The 15,233-nt window shown below is 58.8% G+C and carries 17 protein-coding genes and 1 pseudogene; 5 read left to right on the forward strand and 13 right to left on the reverse strand.

Going from position 1 to position 15,233, the window contains the following annotated elements; all coding sequences use genetic code 11:
• Positions 1–41: 41 nt before the first annotated feature.
• The 3 genes from ACQUTI_RS03610 to ACQUTI_RS03620 form a co-directional block, all read right to left on the reverse strand.
• A complete protein-coding gene (locus ACQUTI_RS03610; protein WP_032456243.1) occupies positions 42–878 on the reverse strand; it encodes a shikimate dehydrogenase family protein in 837 nt (278 codons plus the stop codon).
• 15 nt (positions 879–893) lie between these two features.
• Positions 894–2,216 (reverse strand): MFS transporter, encoded by a 1,323-nt coding sequence (locus tag ACQUTI_RS03615; RefSeq protein WP_004203068.1) that lies wholly within the window; start codon positions 2,214–2,216, stop codon positions 894–896.
• Positions 2,217–2,287: 71 nt separating this feature from the next.
• A complete protein-coding gene (locus tag ACQUTI_RS03620; protein WP_336579710.1) occupies positions 2,288–4,141 on the reverse strand; it encodes a bifunctional sugar phosphate isomerase/epimerase/4-hydroxyphenylpyruvate dioxygenase family protein in 1,854 nt (617 codons plus the stop codon).
• 126 nt (positions 4,142–4,267) lie between these two features.
• On the opposite strand from ACQUTI_RS03620, the gene ACQUTI_RS03625 reads away from it, so the two are divergent.
• Positions 4,268–4,906, forward strand: a complete 639-nt coding sequence (locus ACQUTI_RS03625; protein ID WP_004203071.1) for a TetR/AcrR family transcriptional regulator — start codon at positions 4,268–4,270, stop codon at positions 4,904–4,906.
• Positions 4,907–4,923: 17 nt separating this feature from the next.
• On the opposite strand, the gene fumD is transcribed toward ACQUTI_RS03625, so the two are convergent.
• Both fumD and ACQUTI_RS03635 read right to left on the reverse strand, forming a co-directional pair.
• Complete coding sequence (gene fumD, locus ACQUTI_RS03630; protein ID WP_004203074.1) at positions 4,924–5,136, reverse strand: fumarate hydratase FumD; 213 nt, start codon at positions 5,134–5,136, stop codon at positions 4,924–4,926.
• A 236-nt stretch (positions 5,137–5,372) separates the two neighbouring features.
• Positions 5,373–5,504: a hypothetical protein gene (locus tag ACQUTI_RS03635; protein WP_004217210.1), complete on the reverse strand. Its 132-nt coding sequence runs from the start codon at positions 5,502–5,504 to the stop codon at positions 5,373–5,375.
• Here ACQUTI_RS03635 and ACQUTI_RS03640 point away from each other — a divergent pair.
• From ACQUTI_RS03640 to ACQUTI_RS03650, 3 genes are all read left to right on the forward strand, one after another.
• Complete coding sequence (locus ACQUTI_RS03640; protein WP_418133804.1) at positions 5,449–5,634, forward strand: hypothetical protein; 186 nt, start codon at positions 5,449–5,451, stop codon at positions 5,632–5,634. The two genes, ACQUTI_RS03635 and ACQUTI_RS03640, sit on opposite strands and share 56 nt — an antisense overlap.
• A 7-nt stretch (positions 5,635–5,641) precedes the next feature.
• Positions 5,642–7,054 (forward strand): pyruvate kinase PykF, encoded by a 1,413-nt coding sequence (gene pykF, locus ACQUTI_RS03645; RefSeq protein ID WP_004203076.1) that lies wholly within the window; start codon positions 5,642–5,644, stop codon positions 7,052–7,054.
• A gap of 311 nt (positions 7,055–7,365) precedes the next feature.
• On the forward strand, positions 7,366–7,602 hold the full coding sequence (locus tag ACQUTI_RS03650; RefSeq protein ID WP_002908860.1) for a major outer membrane lipoprotein: 237 nt from the start codon (positions 7,366–7,368) through the stop codon (positions 7,600–7,602).
• 61 nt (positions 7,603–7,663) lie between these two features.
• On the opposite strand, the gene ldtE is transcribed toward ACQUTI_RS03650, so the two are convergent.
• The 8 genes from ldtE to ACQUTI_RS03690 all read right to left on the reverse strand — a co-directional run bounded on the left by ldtE (position 7,664) and on the right by ACQUTI_RS03690 (position 14,952).
• Positions 7,664–8,650: a L,D-transpeptidase LdtE gene (gene ldtE, locus ACQUTI_RS03655; RefSeq protein WP_004203079.1), complete on the reverse strand. Its 987-nt coding sequence runs from the start codon at positions 8,648–8,650 to the stop codon at positions 7,664–7,666.
• Between the two features lie 99 nt (positions 8,651–8,749).
• A complete protein-coding gene (sufE, locus tag ACQUTI_RS03660) occupies positions 8,750–9,166 on the reverse strand; it encodes a cysteine desulfuration protein SufE (protein WP_004203081.1) in 417 nt (138 codons plus the stop codon).
• Positions 9,167–9,177: 11 nt separating this feature from the next.
• Positions 9,178–10,398, reverse strand: a complete 1,221-nt coding sequence (gene sufS, locus ACQUTI_RS03665) for a cysteine desulfurase SufS (protein WP_254465448.1) — start codon at positions 10,396–10,398, stop codon at positions 9,178–9,180.
• Positions 10,395–11,669, reverse strand: coding sequence for a Fe-S cluster assembly protein SufD (gene sufD / locus ACQUTI_RS03670; protein WP_048295038.1), 1,275 nt, complete (start codon positions 11,667–11,669; stop codon positions 10,395–10,397). The genes sufS and sufD overlap by 4 nt, the downstream gene beginning before the upstream one ends.
• A complete protein-coding gene (sufC, locus tag ACQUTI_RS03675) occupies positions 11,644–12,390 on the reverse strand; it encodes a Fe-S cluster assembly ATPase SufC (protein ID WP_004203085.1) in 747 nt (248 codons plus the stop codon). The genes sufD and sufC overlap by 26 nt, the downstream gene beginning before the upstream one ends.
• A gap of 16 nt (positions 12,391–12,406) precedes the next feature.
• Positions 12,407–13,894 (reverse strand): Fe-S cluster assembly protein SufB, encoded by a 1,488-nt coding sequence (sufB, locus tag ACQUTI_RS03680; protein WP_002908877.1) that lies wholly within the window; start codon positions 13,892–13,894, stop codon positions 12,407–12,409.
• A gap of 2 nt (positions 13,895–13,896) precedes the next feature.
• Positions 13,897–14,274, reverse strand: coding sequence for a Fe-S cluster assembly scaffold SufA (gene sufA, locus ACQUTI_RS03685; protein ID WP_004203089.1), 378 nt, complete (start codon positions 14,272–14,274; stop codon positions 13,897–13,899).
• Positions 14,275–14,754: 480 nt separating this feature from the next.
• Positions 14,755–14,952, reverse strand: coding sequence for a hypothetical protein (locus tag ACQUTI_RS03690; protein WP_004203090.1), 198 nt, complete (start codon positions 14,950–14,952; stop codon positions 14,755–14,757).
• Between ACQUTI_RS03690 and ACQUTI_RS03695 the strand changes: the two are divergent.
• Positions 14,951–15,043 (forward strand): annotated as a pseudogene (locus ACQUTI_RS03695) (hypothetical protein); the annotation flags it as partial. The gene ACQUTI_RS03690 and the pseudogene ACQUTI_RS03695 sit on opposite strands and share 2 nt — an antisense overlap.
• Positions 15,044–15,233: the final 190 nt, after the last annotated feature.

Here is a 15,233-nt window from a genome sequence, read left to right on the forward strand (position 1 = left end):
ACCGGATAATATAGCGCTATATTACCCGGTTTGCCGCCACGTCAGTAGCGAATTTCCGCCAGCGCCCGGAGCTGTTCAGGGGTGGCTACCGGCAGGTCGAAAAAGCGCAGATAGGCGGGGATCATTTCAAACAGCATGTCGGTCCCGCGCTGGATGGGGCACTGTCGCGCCTGGGCGGCCCTCAGCAGCGGGGTATACTCCTGGGTCATCACCACCTCCCCCACCCAGGTGCCAGGCGCCAGACGGTCCACGTCCAGCGGCAGCGGATCGCTGACCTTCATCCCCAGCGGCGTGGCGTTAACCACCAGCTCGTGTCCGGCCGGATCGCGCTGCATCAGGGTGATATCGAGCTGCGGATAGTGCTGATGCAGCCGTCCGGCGAGAGCGTGCGCCACCTCCGGTCGGGTATCGTACAGGGTCAGAGCGCTAACCCCTGCCGCCGCGAGAGAGGCGGCGATAGCCGACCCCACTCCGCCGTTGCCGACCACCAGCGCCCGCGTCCCCTCAGGATGAAATCCTTTGCGGCGCAGGCCCAGCACAAAGCCGTCACCATCGAACATGTCCCCGGAGAGGCTGCCGTCCGCCTCGCGACGGATGGCGTTACAGGCGCCGGCGATAGCCGCCGTCGGGCTCAGGCGCTGCACCAGCTCGCAGGTGGCGATTTTATGTGGCATCGTCACCAGCGCGCCGATGATATTGGTCATCGTAAACAGCGGCGGAATAAACGCGGCATAGTCCTCCGGTTTGACCCCCATCGGCACCACCTTCACGTCCACCTGCTGGTCGACAAACCACGGGTTGTAGATCATCGGCGCCTTAAAACTGGCGGTCGGATAGCCAAGATGCGCTATCAGCCGCGTATTCCCACTAATCACCATGCCTTGCTCCTTTGTTTACTGCGATAACTCGATACGTTTGACGTCGCCGAGGATAAACAGATAGGCCACCACACCCAGCAGCGCGGCGCCGCCGATGTAGATCAACGCGTAGAAGAAATTGCCGAACCCGGCGACGATAAAGCCGATCACCAGCGGGGTGAGGATCCCCGCGAGGTTGGCGCAAAAGTTGAACAGGCCACCGGTAAGTCCGCCCAGCCCCTTCGGGGCGATGTCGGAGATCAGCGTCCAGCCGAGGCCCACCATCCCCTGGCCAAAAAAGGCAAACGACATCACCAGGATCACCGCCAGGTCACTCTGCAGCCAGTTGGCGGAGATGATACAGCTGGCCATCAGCAGGCCAGCGACGATCGGCAGCTTACGCCCCAGGTTGGCCGACCCGGTGGCTTTGAGCAGCTTGTCGGAGATCCAGCCGCCAAACATCACCCCACCGGCGGCGGCGACAAACGGCAGGATGGAAAAGAAACCAACCTTCAGCCACGGCATATGGCGTTCGGTGGCCAGCCAGGTCGGGAACCAGGTGAGAAAGAACACCAGCACGGTATTGCCGGCAAACTGACCGATGCTGGCGCCGATGATCTGGCGTTTGCTCAGCAGCTGGCGGACCAGCGGCCAGCTGAACGCCACCTGCTGGTCCGTCGGGGCGCTCAGGCCGCCGCCGTTTTCGATATGCTCACGCTCCTGCTGGCTGAGACGAGGATCTTCATGCGGTTCGCGGTAGCAGCGCCACCACACCAGGGCAAACAGAATGCCAACCGCGCCGACGCTGACGAACAGCACCCGCCAGCCGAAGCCATCCATGATCCAGAACAGCAGCGGGGCAAAGCAGGCCAGCCCAAGATACTCCCCCACGGTGTACACCGCCGTGGCCTTCGCGCGCTCCTGCTGCGGGAACCAGGCGCTGACCACCCGGCTATTGACCGGAAAGCACGGCGCTTCGCTGACGCCAAGCCCGAAACGGCACAGCAGCAGCGTTTTCAGCCCCACCGCCATGCCGTGGAACAGGGTAAACAGCGACCACAGGGTCAGCGACAGAAAATAGGTGACTTTGTTGCCAAAGCGGTCAAGAAACAGCCCGCCGGGGATTTGCGCCAGGGCGTAGGTCCAGGCGAAAGCGGAGAAAAGTATCCCCATGATCGCTGGATCGATCCCCAGCTCAGCGGTGAGCTTTGGGGCGGCGATCCCCAGCACGGTGCGGTCGAGGTAGTTGATCATGGTGCCGATGGCCAGCAGCGCAAGAATGCCGATGCGCCGCCGGGAGCGGCGCGCGGTGACGGCCGGCTGGGCGGCAGCCGTCGGGTTAGGGCTATATGAGCTCATAGTCAGTTCCTGTCTCGGGTACAGAGGGTGTTGTTATTGTGTTTCAGGCATAATGAACCATTTGATTCAGGCTAACAATACTGCATCGCCGCCAGGCGGACGGCCGCATTCGCCGCGCCATAGAGCGCGTAGCCTGCCCGTCGTTCGGTTAATTCAAAGAAGAAGCGCCCGGCGGTGAAGGGCCGGGTATACAGGTGCAGGAACGCCCCGCCCTGCGGATCGCGGTCGTAGAGAAGCTGCCGCCGCTGGAGCTGCCCGATGTCCAACTCGCCGCCAAAACGCGCCAGCAGATCGTCATAGTAATTGGCCGGGATCGGCAGCGCATGGCCGGCAACCGCGGCGAGCTGGTCGCAGGTGGCCGGCAGATCGCGGCAGGCAAAGGCGGCATGCTGCAGCCCTGCCCCCTGGTAGCAGGCGACCGATCGGGCGATCTGCGTCGCCCGGCTCTGGGAGATATTCAGCGCCAGGCGGATATCGCCCTGCGGGCTGCGCACTGCCAGACTGCGCACCAGTCCATAGGGGTCCGGCAGCGTCTGCTCATGTTCAAGGGTAAAGCCAAACACCGTGCGGAAGAACATCACCCAGTTGTCGCGGCTGTCTGCCTCCATCCCCAGCGTCAGATGGTCGATACCGAGGTAATCTTCGCGCACCGTCAAACCGTCGCGCAGGAGAAAATCGCGCTCGTAGATCGCCTCTCCGGCGTCGATCAGATAGACCAGGCTGCCGTCAGGGGCGCAGATCGCCGGGATCGGCGTCTCGTTCGGCCCGGCGTCGCCCTGCCAGGTGGCATACCCCAGCGCGCGGGCGCGAGCGACAATCGGCGCACTGCTGTCGACCCGCAGCGCCATCGCACAGAGCGATACCCCATGGCGTTGATAAAAGTGATCGGCCCAGCTGTGGGGCTGATGGTTAATCACGATCCGCGCCCCGCCGTTGCGCCACAGCGTGACCTGTTTGGAGCGGTGGCTTCCCTCGTGCTGAAAACCCAAAGCCTGCAGATGCTGCCCCAGGCGCTGCGCCTCGGCGACGCTGGCGGCGAATTCAATAAACTCCAGCCCGTGATAGTTCGGCAACGGCGGCGGTGAAAACAGATCGGCATCGCACGCCGGGAGCCGGCGACGAGTCTGCTCCTCCAGCCACAGCAGCGAACGATAACCATCTTTGGCCGTCGCGCCGTTTGGCGAGGCGCGAAAACCGTCATTAAAGATCTCCAGCGACCAGGGGCCGCGATAGCCGCAGCGGGTGATCTGCTCGGCAAACGCCTCCAGCGGCAGCTCCCCCTGCCCGGGGAAGCAGCGGAAATGGCGACTCCACTCCAGGAGATCCATTTTCATATACGGCGCATCGGCGAGCTGAACGAAGGTGATTTTCTCCACCGGCACCGATGGCAGCGCGTCGAGGGTGTCGCCCCGGGCCAGGATATGGAAGCTGTCGAGCACCAGGCCCAGCGCCGGGCTGTCCACCTGCTGCACCCGCTCCCAGGCCTGATGCCAGCGGTTCACATGGGTTCCCCAGGCCAGCGCCTCATAGCCGATTACGATCCCCTCCTCTTCCGCCAACGTGGCCAGCGCCCGCAGGTCCGCCACCTGCAGTTCGCTATCCGCCGAGCAGTCCGGCTGCACATTGCTGCACAGCAGCAGCGTGTCGCAGCCCAGCTCGCGCATCAGCGCAAATTTGCGTCTGGCGCGGGTCATATTGGCCGCAAACTGCGCCCGGCTGGCGCCTTCAAAATCGCGAAAGGGTTGAAAAAGCGTGATTTTTAACCCTAAATCGGCGGCCAGCTGGCGGATTTCCGCCGGCGTCCCCGTATAATAGAGCAGATCGTTCTCGAAAATTTCCACACCCTGATAGCCCGCCGCCGCAATAGCGTGCAGCTTCTCTGGCAGGGTGCCGGAAATCGAAACGGTGGCGATAGAGCGCAGCATAAGGTCCTCGGGTCAATAGCTGACGTGAGTCTTGAATATGTATCATTTGGTTCATTTGCGCCATACCAGGTTGCTAAATTGTGATCATTATGTGTATTTTTTGTCACCCAAGAAAAAGGAGTTGCCATGACCGCCGTTGCTCATGATGAAGCACAATCTCTGAAGGAGCGGATCTTCAGCGCCGCTATCGCCGTCTTTGCCGAACACGGGCTGTCAGGCGCCCGCATGGAGCAGATCGCCACCGAGGCGCAGACCACCAAGCGCATGGTGGTCTACTACTTCAAAAGCAAAGAGCAGCTCTATCAGGAGGTGCTGCAGCATGTGTATGCGCGGATCCGCGAAACCGAGCAGCAGTTGGGGCTGGAGAATGTGCCGCCGGTAGAGGCGCTGGTGCGGCTGGTGCGCTGGAGTGTGCGCTATCACGCCACCCATGCGGACTATATGCGGGTGATTTGCATGGAGAACATGCAGCGCGGCAAGTGGCTGAAGACCTCAGGGGATCTGAAGCCGCTGAATCGAACCGCCCTGTCGATTCTGGAAGACATTTTGCAACGCGGCCAACAGCAGGGCGTCTTTCAGGCGGGGCTGGAAGCGCGCGATGTCCACCGGTTGATCAGCAGCTTCAGCTTTTATCAGGTGTCGAATTTCTACACCTTCAGCAGTCTGTACCTTGACGATCCGCTGCCCGCCATTGACGATGAAGCGATGGTGGCCCACCACTGCGACATTGCCGTCCGGGCGGTGGTCCGCTTTGTGATTTCCTGACCCGCCGGCGAAAGGCGTCAGTGTCCGGAGAGGGCATGAATGACCTTCGCCATCGCCTCCTCGGTGAGCGGTGAACGCTGGATTTTGCTGTTCGCCAGCGAGGTGCGCAACACGCCGGCGATGACAATGTGTTTTGGCTCCTGACCAAGGTCACGCATCTCCAGCACTACTTTGCCCACCACGCGGCACATTTCCTGGTACAGCTCGTCGTCTTTCGCTTTATTTCCCATTGAGTCTGGCTCGCATTTTCTCATTATCAATCAAATCATTATTGATAGATTTTTCCGACAACGCAAATCATCCCACCGTTAACGGCTCAATGGGGTATTTTAGCGCCTCATGATGTCAGTAAAATCCCTTTCTTACACCCCTTTTCATGCCGCCTGATGAAATATTGTGTTGCGTAGTTTTATGCATAACGTGCCGGTTTTGTTACGCGTTTTGTCCATAATTTGAAACGAGGTTTTTATTTTCCTTTTTGATTTCGGCAGCGTATAATGCGCTTCGATTCTTTCTTGAATGGTTTCAGCGCATTGGACTGCATGATAAAACGCATAACACCTTGCCACATTTCATGGGCTGAACCGCCAGCACACATTCTTCTGCACGCTTCAGGGTTGTCACCTATCCTTAGGGCGTGGCTTAGCAACTTTCGTAATACAGGTTTGGCTCCCCGGCAGTGCGCCCGCGGAGCGAGAATTCCATATCCTTCACAACTTAAAGACTAAAACTGTCATGAAAAAGACCAAAATTGTTTGCACCATCGGTCCGAAAACCGAATCTGAAGAGATGCTGACCAAAATGCTGGAAGCCGGCATGAACGTGATGCGTCTGAACTTCTCTCACGGTGACTATGCGGAACACGGTCAGCGCATCCAGAACCTGCGCAATGTGATGAGCAAAACCGGTAAGAAAGCCGCTATTCTGCTGGACACCAAAGGACCGGAAATTCGTACCATCAAGCTGGAAGGCGGCAACGACGTCTCCCTGAAAGCGGGCCAGACTTTCACCTTCACCACCGATAAATCCGTTATCGGCAACAGCGAAATCGTAGCGGTAACCTATGAAGGCTTCACCTCTGACCTGAGCGTCGGCAACACCGTTCTGGTGGACGATGGCCTGATCGGCATGGAAGTGACCGCTATCGAAGGCAACAAAGTTATCTGTAAAGTGCTGAACAACGGCGACCTTGGCGAGAACAAAGGCGTGAACCTGCCGGGCGTCTCCATCGCCCTGCCGGCGCTGGCGGAAAAAGACAAACAGGATCTGATCTTCGGTTGCGAACAGGGCGTGGACTTCGTCGCGGCCTCCTTCATCCGTAAGCGTTCCGACGTCGTCGAGATCCGTGAGCACCTGAAAGCCCACGGAGGCGAAAACATCCAGATCATCTCCAAAATCGAAAACCAGGAAGGCCTGAACAACTTCGACGAAATCCTCGAAGCCTCTGACGGCATCATGGTTGCTCGTGGCGACATGGGCGTTGAGATCCCGGTTGAAGAAGTTATCTTCGCGCAGAAAATGATCATCGAAAAATGTATCCGCGCGCGCAAAGTGGTTATCACCGCTACCCAGATGCTGGACTCCATGATCAAGAACCCGCGTCCGACCCGCGCTGAAGCCGGCGATGTGGCCAACGCCATCCTCGACGGCACCGATGCGGTGATGCTGTCCGGCGAATCCGCGAAAGGTAAATACCCGCTGGAAGCGGTCACCATCATGGCGACTATCTGCGAACGTACCGACCGCGTCATGACCAGCCGTCTGGATTTCAACAACGACAACCGTAAACTGCGCATCACCGAAGCGGTGTGCCGCGGCGCGGTAGAAACCGCTGAGAAACTGGAAGCACCGCTGATCGTCGTCGCCACCCAGGGCGGTAAATCCGCACGCGCTGTGCGCAAATACTTCCCGGATGCCACCATCCTGGCGCTGACCACCAACGAAACCACCGCTCGCCAGCTGGTGCTGAGCAAAGGCGTTGTGCCGCAGCTGGTGACAGAGATTGCCTCTACTGATGACTTCTATCACCTGGGCAAAGATCTGGCGCTGAAGAGCGGCCTCGCGCGCAAAGGCGACGTGGTAGTGATGGTCTCTGGCGCATTAGTCCCGAGCGGCACCACTAATACCGCTTCCGTGCACGTGCTGTAATAATTTACAGGTTAATTGGTTTTTTTTAATAAAGCGCCTCTCGGGGCGCTTTTTTTATTCATCGGCTAGCTCTTCCTATTAAAAATGCAAATCGGAATTTACTATTTAATAAGAGATTATCTAAGATGAATCCGATGGAAGCGCGCTGTTTTCACTCGCCTTTTTCAGCGATTTTGACCAATTCGATGCTTCTTTGAGCGAACGATCAAAAATAAGTGCGTTCAGGTAAAAAAAATATTCTCATCCCAAAAAAGTTTGTGTAATACTTGTAACGCTACATGGAGATTAACTCAATCTAGAGGGTATTAATAATGAATCGTACTAAACTGGTACTGGGCGCGGTAATCCTGGGTTCTACTCTGCTGGCTGGTTGCTCCAGCAATGCTAAAATCGATCAGCTGTCTTCTGACGTTCAGACTCTGAACGCTAAAGTTGACCAGCTGAGCAACGACGTGAACGCAATGCGTTCCGACGTTCAGGCTGCTAAAGACGACGCAGCTCGCGCTAACCAGCGTCTGGACAACCAGGCTCACTCTTACCGTAAGTAAGAGTTCTGGTAATAAAAATGGCGCACTCAGTGCGCCATTTTTTTTGCCCTCGCGCTGAGGGCTACTGGGTGAGCAGGCCGTTATCAGACGAACTGTTCTGCGCCGACAGCGACGTCGCCGCGCTCCCCGCCCCCGTCGATACCACCACCGGATAGCCCGCCCTTCTCGACATCGCTTTTTTCAACTGCTGGTCATCCACCGCTTTATCCTCTGCGAAGGCGTGAAACGCCGCTGGCAGCGTGTAAGCGATGGTCCGGGTGTTTTCCCCTTCCGTCTGCGACAGCGGCCTGTGGACCTCTACGTAGCGTTTACCATCCGGTTCGACGGCAAACTTCACCGGCTGATTGATGATCCGCACTGGCGTCCCGGTTTTCACCTGACTGAACAGCGCCTTGATGTCATCAGCGTTCATCCGCATACAGCCCGAGCTGACGCGCAGCCCAACGCTGTCCGGGGCGTTAGTCCCGTGGATGAGATATTCGCCGTTACCGTAGGCCAGACGCAGCGCATAGCGACCCAGCGGGTTATTCGGCCCGGCCGGCACCACCGCCGGCAGCGTCACCCCTTTCTCCAGCGAGCGCGCACGGATGCCGGCGGTGGGTGTCCAGGTCGGGTTAGGGATCTTCTGCCCGACGCGGGTGGTCATCTCCGGGGTTTCCAGTCCTAACTGGCCGATGCCCAGGGGATAAACCTGGACCTGATTCTCTCCCGGCGGGAAGTAGTACAGCCGCAGCTCCGCGAGGTTGACGACAATCCCCTCCCGCGGCGCGTCAGGCAGCAGCATCTGCGAAGGGATCAGCACCTGGGTCCCGGGCTTCGGCTGCACCGGCGCAATGGTATCGTTGGCTTCGAGGATCAGCATCGCCGCGGTATCGAAATGGCGGGCAATCGCCTGCAGGTTGCGATCGCTCTCCTGAACCGTCCAGTACTGGTTCTGGCCAATCAGCCGGCTGTTAGCCGGAGGCAGCGGGTAGTCGACGGCCCAGGCGGCCGGGGAGGCGCCAAGGGCGCTGAGAAGGGCTAAGGTGATCATCGTTTTGCGTTTCATACTGAGATTCCTTCTTTCGCTGATAAAACGCCAGGAGACTGAACGGCGGCAGGGTCAGCGCCCTGCCGGACGTAACAGAATGAAATCTACCTGTTTATTCTAGCTAATATTTGCGGCTTTCGCGCGTATCGCGCGGATCATGGCTTCGAGGCCCTGCGAGCGGGAGGGGGTAAGATGCTGGGTGAGAGCCATTTTTTCAAACCACGGGCGGACGTCGAACTCGACGATGTCCTGGGCGGTCATCCGGTCATAAAGGATAAACACCACCGCAATCAGCCCTTTGACAATCGCCGCATCGCTGTCGCCGCGCAGGGTGACAACGCCGGAAGGATCCTGCGCCATCACGATCCATACCTGGCTTTGACAGCCCTGAATAATATTCTGCGGGCTGTGCTCCGCGTCGCTCAGCGGCGCCAGCCGCTGGCCCAGCTCAATGATATAGAGATACTTCTCTTCCCAGTTGGCGCAACGGCTAAAATTGCGCAACAGTTTATCTTTGTCCGGTAATGCCGTCATCGTCACGTCCTTTACCCTAATAATTTGTGGATCCGCTGGAGGCCGGCCACCAGGCGGTCCACCTCTTCCGTGGTATTGTACATGGCCAGCGACGCCCGACACATGGCCGGTACCTGATAGCGGGCCATCAACGGCATGGCGCAGTGGTGCCCGGTCCGCACGGCGATCCCGTAGTTATCGAGGAAGCTGCCGACGTCATAGGCGTGATGCTGGCCGAGGTTAAAGGCAATCACCCCTTTGCGCTGCGCCGGACCGTAGAGGATCAGGTCCGGCACCGCGCGCAGGGCCTCCAGCGCGTAGCGCATCAGCGTCTGTTCGTATTCGGCGATCTGCGTCAGTCCCAGTTGGCTGACGTAGCTCAGCGCGGCGCCGAGGCCAATGATCCCGCCGGTATTCGGCGTGCCGGCTTCAAAGCGCCACGGCGCCTGGTTCCAGGTGGTGCCCTCCGTCAGGCTGACGGTGGCGATCATCGACCCGCCCCCTTCCCAAGGCGCCATGGTCTGCAGCAGCTCGGCCCGGGCGTAGAGCACGCCGATCCCGGTCGGACCATACAATTTGTGGGCGGAGAAGACATAAAAATCACAACCCAGCGCCTGAACGTCCACCGGGTGGTGCATCACCGCCTGAGCGCCGTCCACCAGTACTTTCGCGCCATGCTGATGCGCAAGGGCAATCAGCGCCGACAGCGGGTTTTCGGTGCCCAGCACGTTGGAGACTTCGGTGATCGCCAGCAAGCGGGTACGCTGGTCAAACAGCCCGGGAACCATGTCCAGCTGCAGGGTGCCGTCCGGGTTGAGGGGGATCACCCGCAGCTCAGCCCCCACCCTGGCGCAGAGCATCTGCCACGGTACGATGTTGGCGTGGTGCTCCATCTCGCTGATGATGATGTTATCCCCAGCGCCGACGTTGGCATTTCCCCAGCTGTTGGCCACCAGGTTGATGCCCTCGGTGGTGCCGCGCACGAATACCAGCTCCTCCGCCGATCCGGCGTTAAGGAAAGTGGCCGCCTGCTGGCGCACCGCTTCCATCCGCGCGGTGGCTTCCGCGCTGAGGGTATGGATCCCACGATGCACCGCCGCGTAGCCGTGACGATAGAATTCCGCTTCGGCGCCGATCACCGCCTCCGGTTTCTGGGCGCTGGCGGCGCTGTCAAGATAGACCAGCGGCTGGCCGTTGACCTCCCGGCTCAGTACCGGAAAATCGGCGCGAACCCGTTCTACTGAAAATGTCATGCTGTGCCTCCCGGCAAACGCTCTCCAATTCGCGCCAGCACCTGCTCTCTGAGTGCGTCGCTGCGGATAGCTTCGGTAAGCTCGGCGGCGAAGGCGTAGAGGATCATCTGCTGCGCCGCCTGCTGTTCAATCCCGCGCGAGCGCAGATAGAACAGCTGTTCTTCGTCTATGCGCCCGACCGTCGCCCCGTGGCTGCATTTCACGTCATCGGCGTAAATCTCCAGCTGCGGTTTGGTGTCGACTTCCGCCAGCCGCCCGAGCAGCAGATTGTTGTTGGTCATCTGCCCGTCGGTTTTCAGCGCGTGCGGCGCGACGTTGATCAGCCCGTTAAACACCGCCCGGCCCTTATCGCTGACGATGGTTTTGTGCAGCTGGCGGCTGGTGCAGTACCCCACCTGGTGATCCAGCCAGGTGCGGCTGTCGCAGACCTCATTTTTTACCGGCATCGCCAGCGAATTAAGGCGCAGGTCGCTATTTTCGCCGCCCAGACGCGTGCTGGTGTGGTGACGCAGCACCTGGCCGCCGAGCAGGAAACTGCTGCTGAAGGCCGAGGCGTCGCGGCCCAGCTGCAGGTCGTTATGGGCGAAGTGGTAGCTATGCGCGTTCTCGAACGCCAGCTTGATGTGCTGCAGGCGTGCGTTGTCCGCCACCGTCATGGTCAGCCGCCCGCCGGTGAAGTGCGGTTGCTCATCGAAACTGAGGTAATGCTCGACAATCGTCGCCTCCGCCCCGCTCTCCAGCGTCAGATGGTGACGATAGTGGGCGGTATTCAGCGCATCGCCGGCCAGGCCGCGGGTGATATGCATCAGCAGCAGCGGCTTATCCAGGCGACGGTTGCGCGGCACGCGAAGGCGGGTCACCGACTGCGCCAGGCTTTCGGTCAGATGGAGAAACACTTCCGGCTGCAGGGCATCCGGCAGATGCTGGCGCTGGTTATCAACGCTAACCTCCACGCCGCTGGCGGCGAGATCGTCGCTCAGCTCAGGATGATAGCGGCCGTCGATAAACACCAGACGCCAGGCGTCCAGCGGCAGCGCCAGCGCGTCACGCTGTTCGGCGCTGAGCGACGCCCCCTCCTCGGCGACGAAGCGGCCGTTAAGTAGCGCGTCCAGCGGGGTGTATTTCCAGTCCTCCTGCTTGCGCGTCGGCAGCCCCAGGCGCAACAGCTGCTGCAGATGCTGGCTGGCCTCCGGCGTACGCTGGTCGCCCTGCGCTTCAAACAGATGGTGCCACTGCTGCAGCGCGTTACTGCTGTTCGGTAAGCCAGCCATAGCCCTGCTCCTCCAGCTGTTTGACGAGGGTGAAATCCCCCGACTTCACAATCCGCCCCTGATAGAGCACATGTACATAGTCCGGCTTGATATAGTCAAGGATGCGCTGATAGTGGGTGACGATGATGAAGGCGCGTTTGCCGTCGCGCAGCGCGTTCACGCCCTGGGAGACGATTTTCAGAGCATCAATGTCCAGCCCGGAATCCGATTCATCGAGAATGCACAGCTCCGGCTCAAGCACCGCCATCTGCAGAATGTCGTTGCGCTTTTTCTCGCCGCCGGAGAAACCCACGTTCACCGAACGGGTCAGCAGATCTTCCGGCATCTGCAGCAGCTTAATTTTCTCTTCCATCAGGTCCTGGAAATCGAAGCGATCCAGCGGCTCCTGGCCGCGATAGCTGCGTACGGCATTTAGCGCAGTCTGCAGGAAGAACTGGTTGCTGACGCCGGGGATCTCCACCGGATACTGGAAGGCCATAAAGATGCCTTCCCCGGCGCGATCTTCCGGGGCGAGCTCCAGCAGGTTTTTGCCCTTAAATTCGACGCTGCCGCCGGTGACCTCGTAATCTTCGCGCCCGGCCAGGGTGGCCGAAAGCGTACTTTTCCCCGAGCCGTTTGGCCCCATTATGGCGTGGACCTCCCCCGGACGCACCTCAAGGTTCAACCCGCGCAGGATCGCTTTATCTTCGACGGCGACATGTAAATCTTGAATACTTAACATCTTTTTTCCTTAATTATCAGCCGACGCTATGCTCAAGGCTAATGGCCAGCAATTTTTGCGCCTCTACGGCGAACTCCAGCGGCAGTTCGGAGAAGACGTCTTTACAGAAGCCGTTGACGATCATCGAGATGGCATCGTCTTCGCTGATCCCGCGCTGCAGGCAGTAGAACAGCTGGTCCTCACCGATCCGCGAGGTGGTCGCTTCGTGTTCCAGCTGAGCGCTGTTGTTGCGACATTCGACATAGGGGAAGGTATGCGCCCCACAGTCCGGGCCGATCAGCATTGAATCGCACTGGGTATAGTTGCGGGCATTGGTGGCGGTCGGCATGATTTTGACCAGCCCGCGATAGCTATTCTGGCTGTGTCCGGCGGAGATCCCTTTCGAGATGATGGTCGAGCGGGTGTTCTTGCCGATATGGATCATTTTCGTGCCGGTGTCCGCCTGCTGATGGCCGCTGGTCAGCGCCACCGAAAAGAATTCGCCGATCGAATTATCGCCGCGCAGGATGCAGCTGGGGTATTTCCAGGTGATGGCCGAGCCGGTTTCCGACTGGGTCCATGACATTTTGCTGTTCTCCCCTTCGCACAGGGCGCGCTTGGTGACAAAGTTGAGGATCCCTCCGGTGTTGTTGTCCCCCGGGAACCAGTTCTGCACCGTGGAGTATTTCACTTCCGCGTCTTTATGGATGATGACCTCCACCACCGCGGCGTGCAGTTGATAGCTGTCGCGCACTGGCGCCGAGCAGCCCTCGATGTAGCTGACGTAGCTGCCTTCATCGGCCACCAGAATGGTGCGTTCAAACTGGCCGGTCTTTTCGGCGTTGATGCGGAAATAGGTCGATAGCTCCATCGGACAGCGGACGCCCTTCGGCACATAGATAAAGGTGCCATCCGAAGCCACCGCGGCGTTCAGCGCGGCAAAGAAGTTGTCATTGCCCGGCACCACGGTCCCCAGATACTTTTTCACCAGTTCCGGATGGTCGTGGATCGCCTCGCCGAAAGAGCAGAAGATGATCCCCTGCTCCGCCAGCTTTTCACGGTAGGTGGTCGCCACCGACACCGAGTCGAATATCGCGTCCACCGCCACCTCGCGCCCTTCGCGCACCGGTACGCCCAGCTGGTTAAAGGCTTCTTCCACCTCGCTGGTCAGAAAGGTGTTGGCCCCGGTCTGCTGCACCGCGCCGGGCTCGGAGGCGCAGGTCTCATCGCAGTTGCCGCAGGAGGGGGCGGAATAGTAGCTGTAATCCTGATAATTCAGCTTATCGTAATGCGCCTTCAGCCAGTGCGGCTCTTCCATCTCCAGCCACGCCCGGTAGGCATTGAGCCGGAACTCCAGCATCCACTGCGGCTCATTGCGGCGGGCGGAGATGGCGCGAACCACTTCTTCATTAATGCCTTTGGCCAGCTCATCGGTCTGCAGGCGAGTGAAAAAGCCCTCTTTATAATTGAGCGGGCCGCCGGTCCAGGTTTTGACATCGTCTGTTGCTTCAGTATTACGCGACATAGTTACTCCGCCTGCACCCCAAAACTTTCGCCGCAGCCGCATTCGTGCTGCGCTTTCGGGTTATGAAATTTAAAGATTTCATTTAATCCTTCCCGGACGTAATCCAGCTCCGTACCGTCAATGAACGGCATCGCCTGCAGCGGCGCGTACAGCTTCGCCCCTTCAGATTCAAAGAGCAGATCGTCGGGCGCCGGCTCGGCAATCATTTCGAGCACATAGCCAAAACCGGCGCAGCCGCTGGTTTTAATACCCAGCCGTAGCCCCTTTTTATCCGGTTGCTTGCGCATCAGATCGCGAATATGCGCGGCAGCGGCCGGCGTCATGGTCAGTCCCTGCCAGCTGAAATCGGCGGGATTAAAGGTTCCTGCTTGTACTTCCATCGATAGACCTCCAGGTTGGCGCCATCAAGGCATACCGCCATGTTAGTGATAATGATTATCACTTCAACCCTTCTCCAGCAGGGGTATTGCCCCAATTAGCGCTTTTTATAAGCATAGACCCTTGGCCGGGGATTATCAGGGTGCGCAAGTTGAACCTAATTATATGATTTATAATATTTTATTTTGATATCGTTCTATCACCGCACGCAATGGCAAAGATGTATCGAAAATACCGATTTATGCGATAGCAGCAGACCACCTTCCTGATTAACCTTGTCGTAGAAACCAAAAAAGTGACGGCGTCACTAAGCAGCCATGCGCGCTGAACAGGCGCTGGCCTGCGGAATGAGAAAGCGTAAGCAGAAAGCGTCAAGGCGCAACGCTTTCGGCAGGGGCGGTCGCGGCCTGGCGGGGGACGTGGCCGCGATCGGGGGGAGATAAACCGCGATAAAACGGGTAGCCAGGAAGGCTATCGGTTGGCTAAGTTCCTTTTCTCACCAGGCGGGCGGCCTGGACAAAAACTTCATCCTCCACCCCATCCCCCTTCTGTCTGCCCAGCCGCACCAGCTCATCCACGATACTCCCCTGATTAATCTGCTTTTGGGTCGCCACTAAGCTAATGACCGCCGCGCCGATAGCCATGCCAATCAATGCCGTTTGTTCATCTTTATCTTTCATGGTGTCGCTCCGTCTGTCCTCCTCAGAAAGGCTAGCAAAAGATAGCATCTGCTCAATTTCAAAATCACCTTCTTTACACCTCCCGGAAAACGCAGGCGCCGAGCTGACCACGCTTCCTTGCTATGGCGATAGCGCAAAACGCTGTCGCACCACATCGGGTCTTTTATTTGGCCCGAATTCACGCTTCGCGGAAATAAATAAAAATAACGCGCGTGCCCAAGGCAAAAAAAAGAAATAACCATTTAAGCGACAAATCCAGTTTATTCCATTAGGGAATGGCT

This window comes from Klebsiella sp. 7-CIP_Kleb. (assembly GCF_050378655.1).
Taxonomy (GTDB): domain Bacteria; phylum Pseudomonadota; class Gammaproteobacteria; order Enterobacterales; family Enterobacteriaceae; genus Klebsiella; species Klebsiella quasipneumoniae.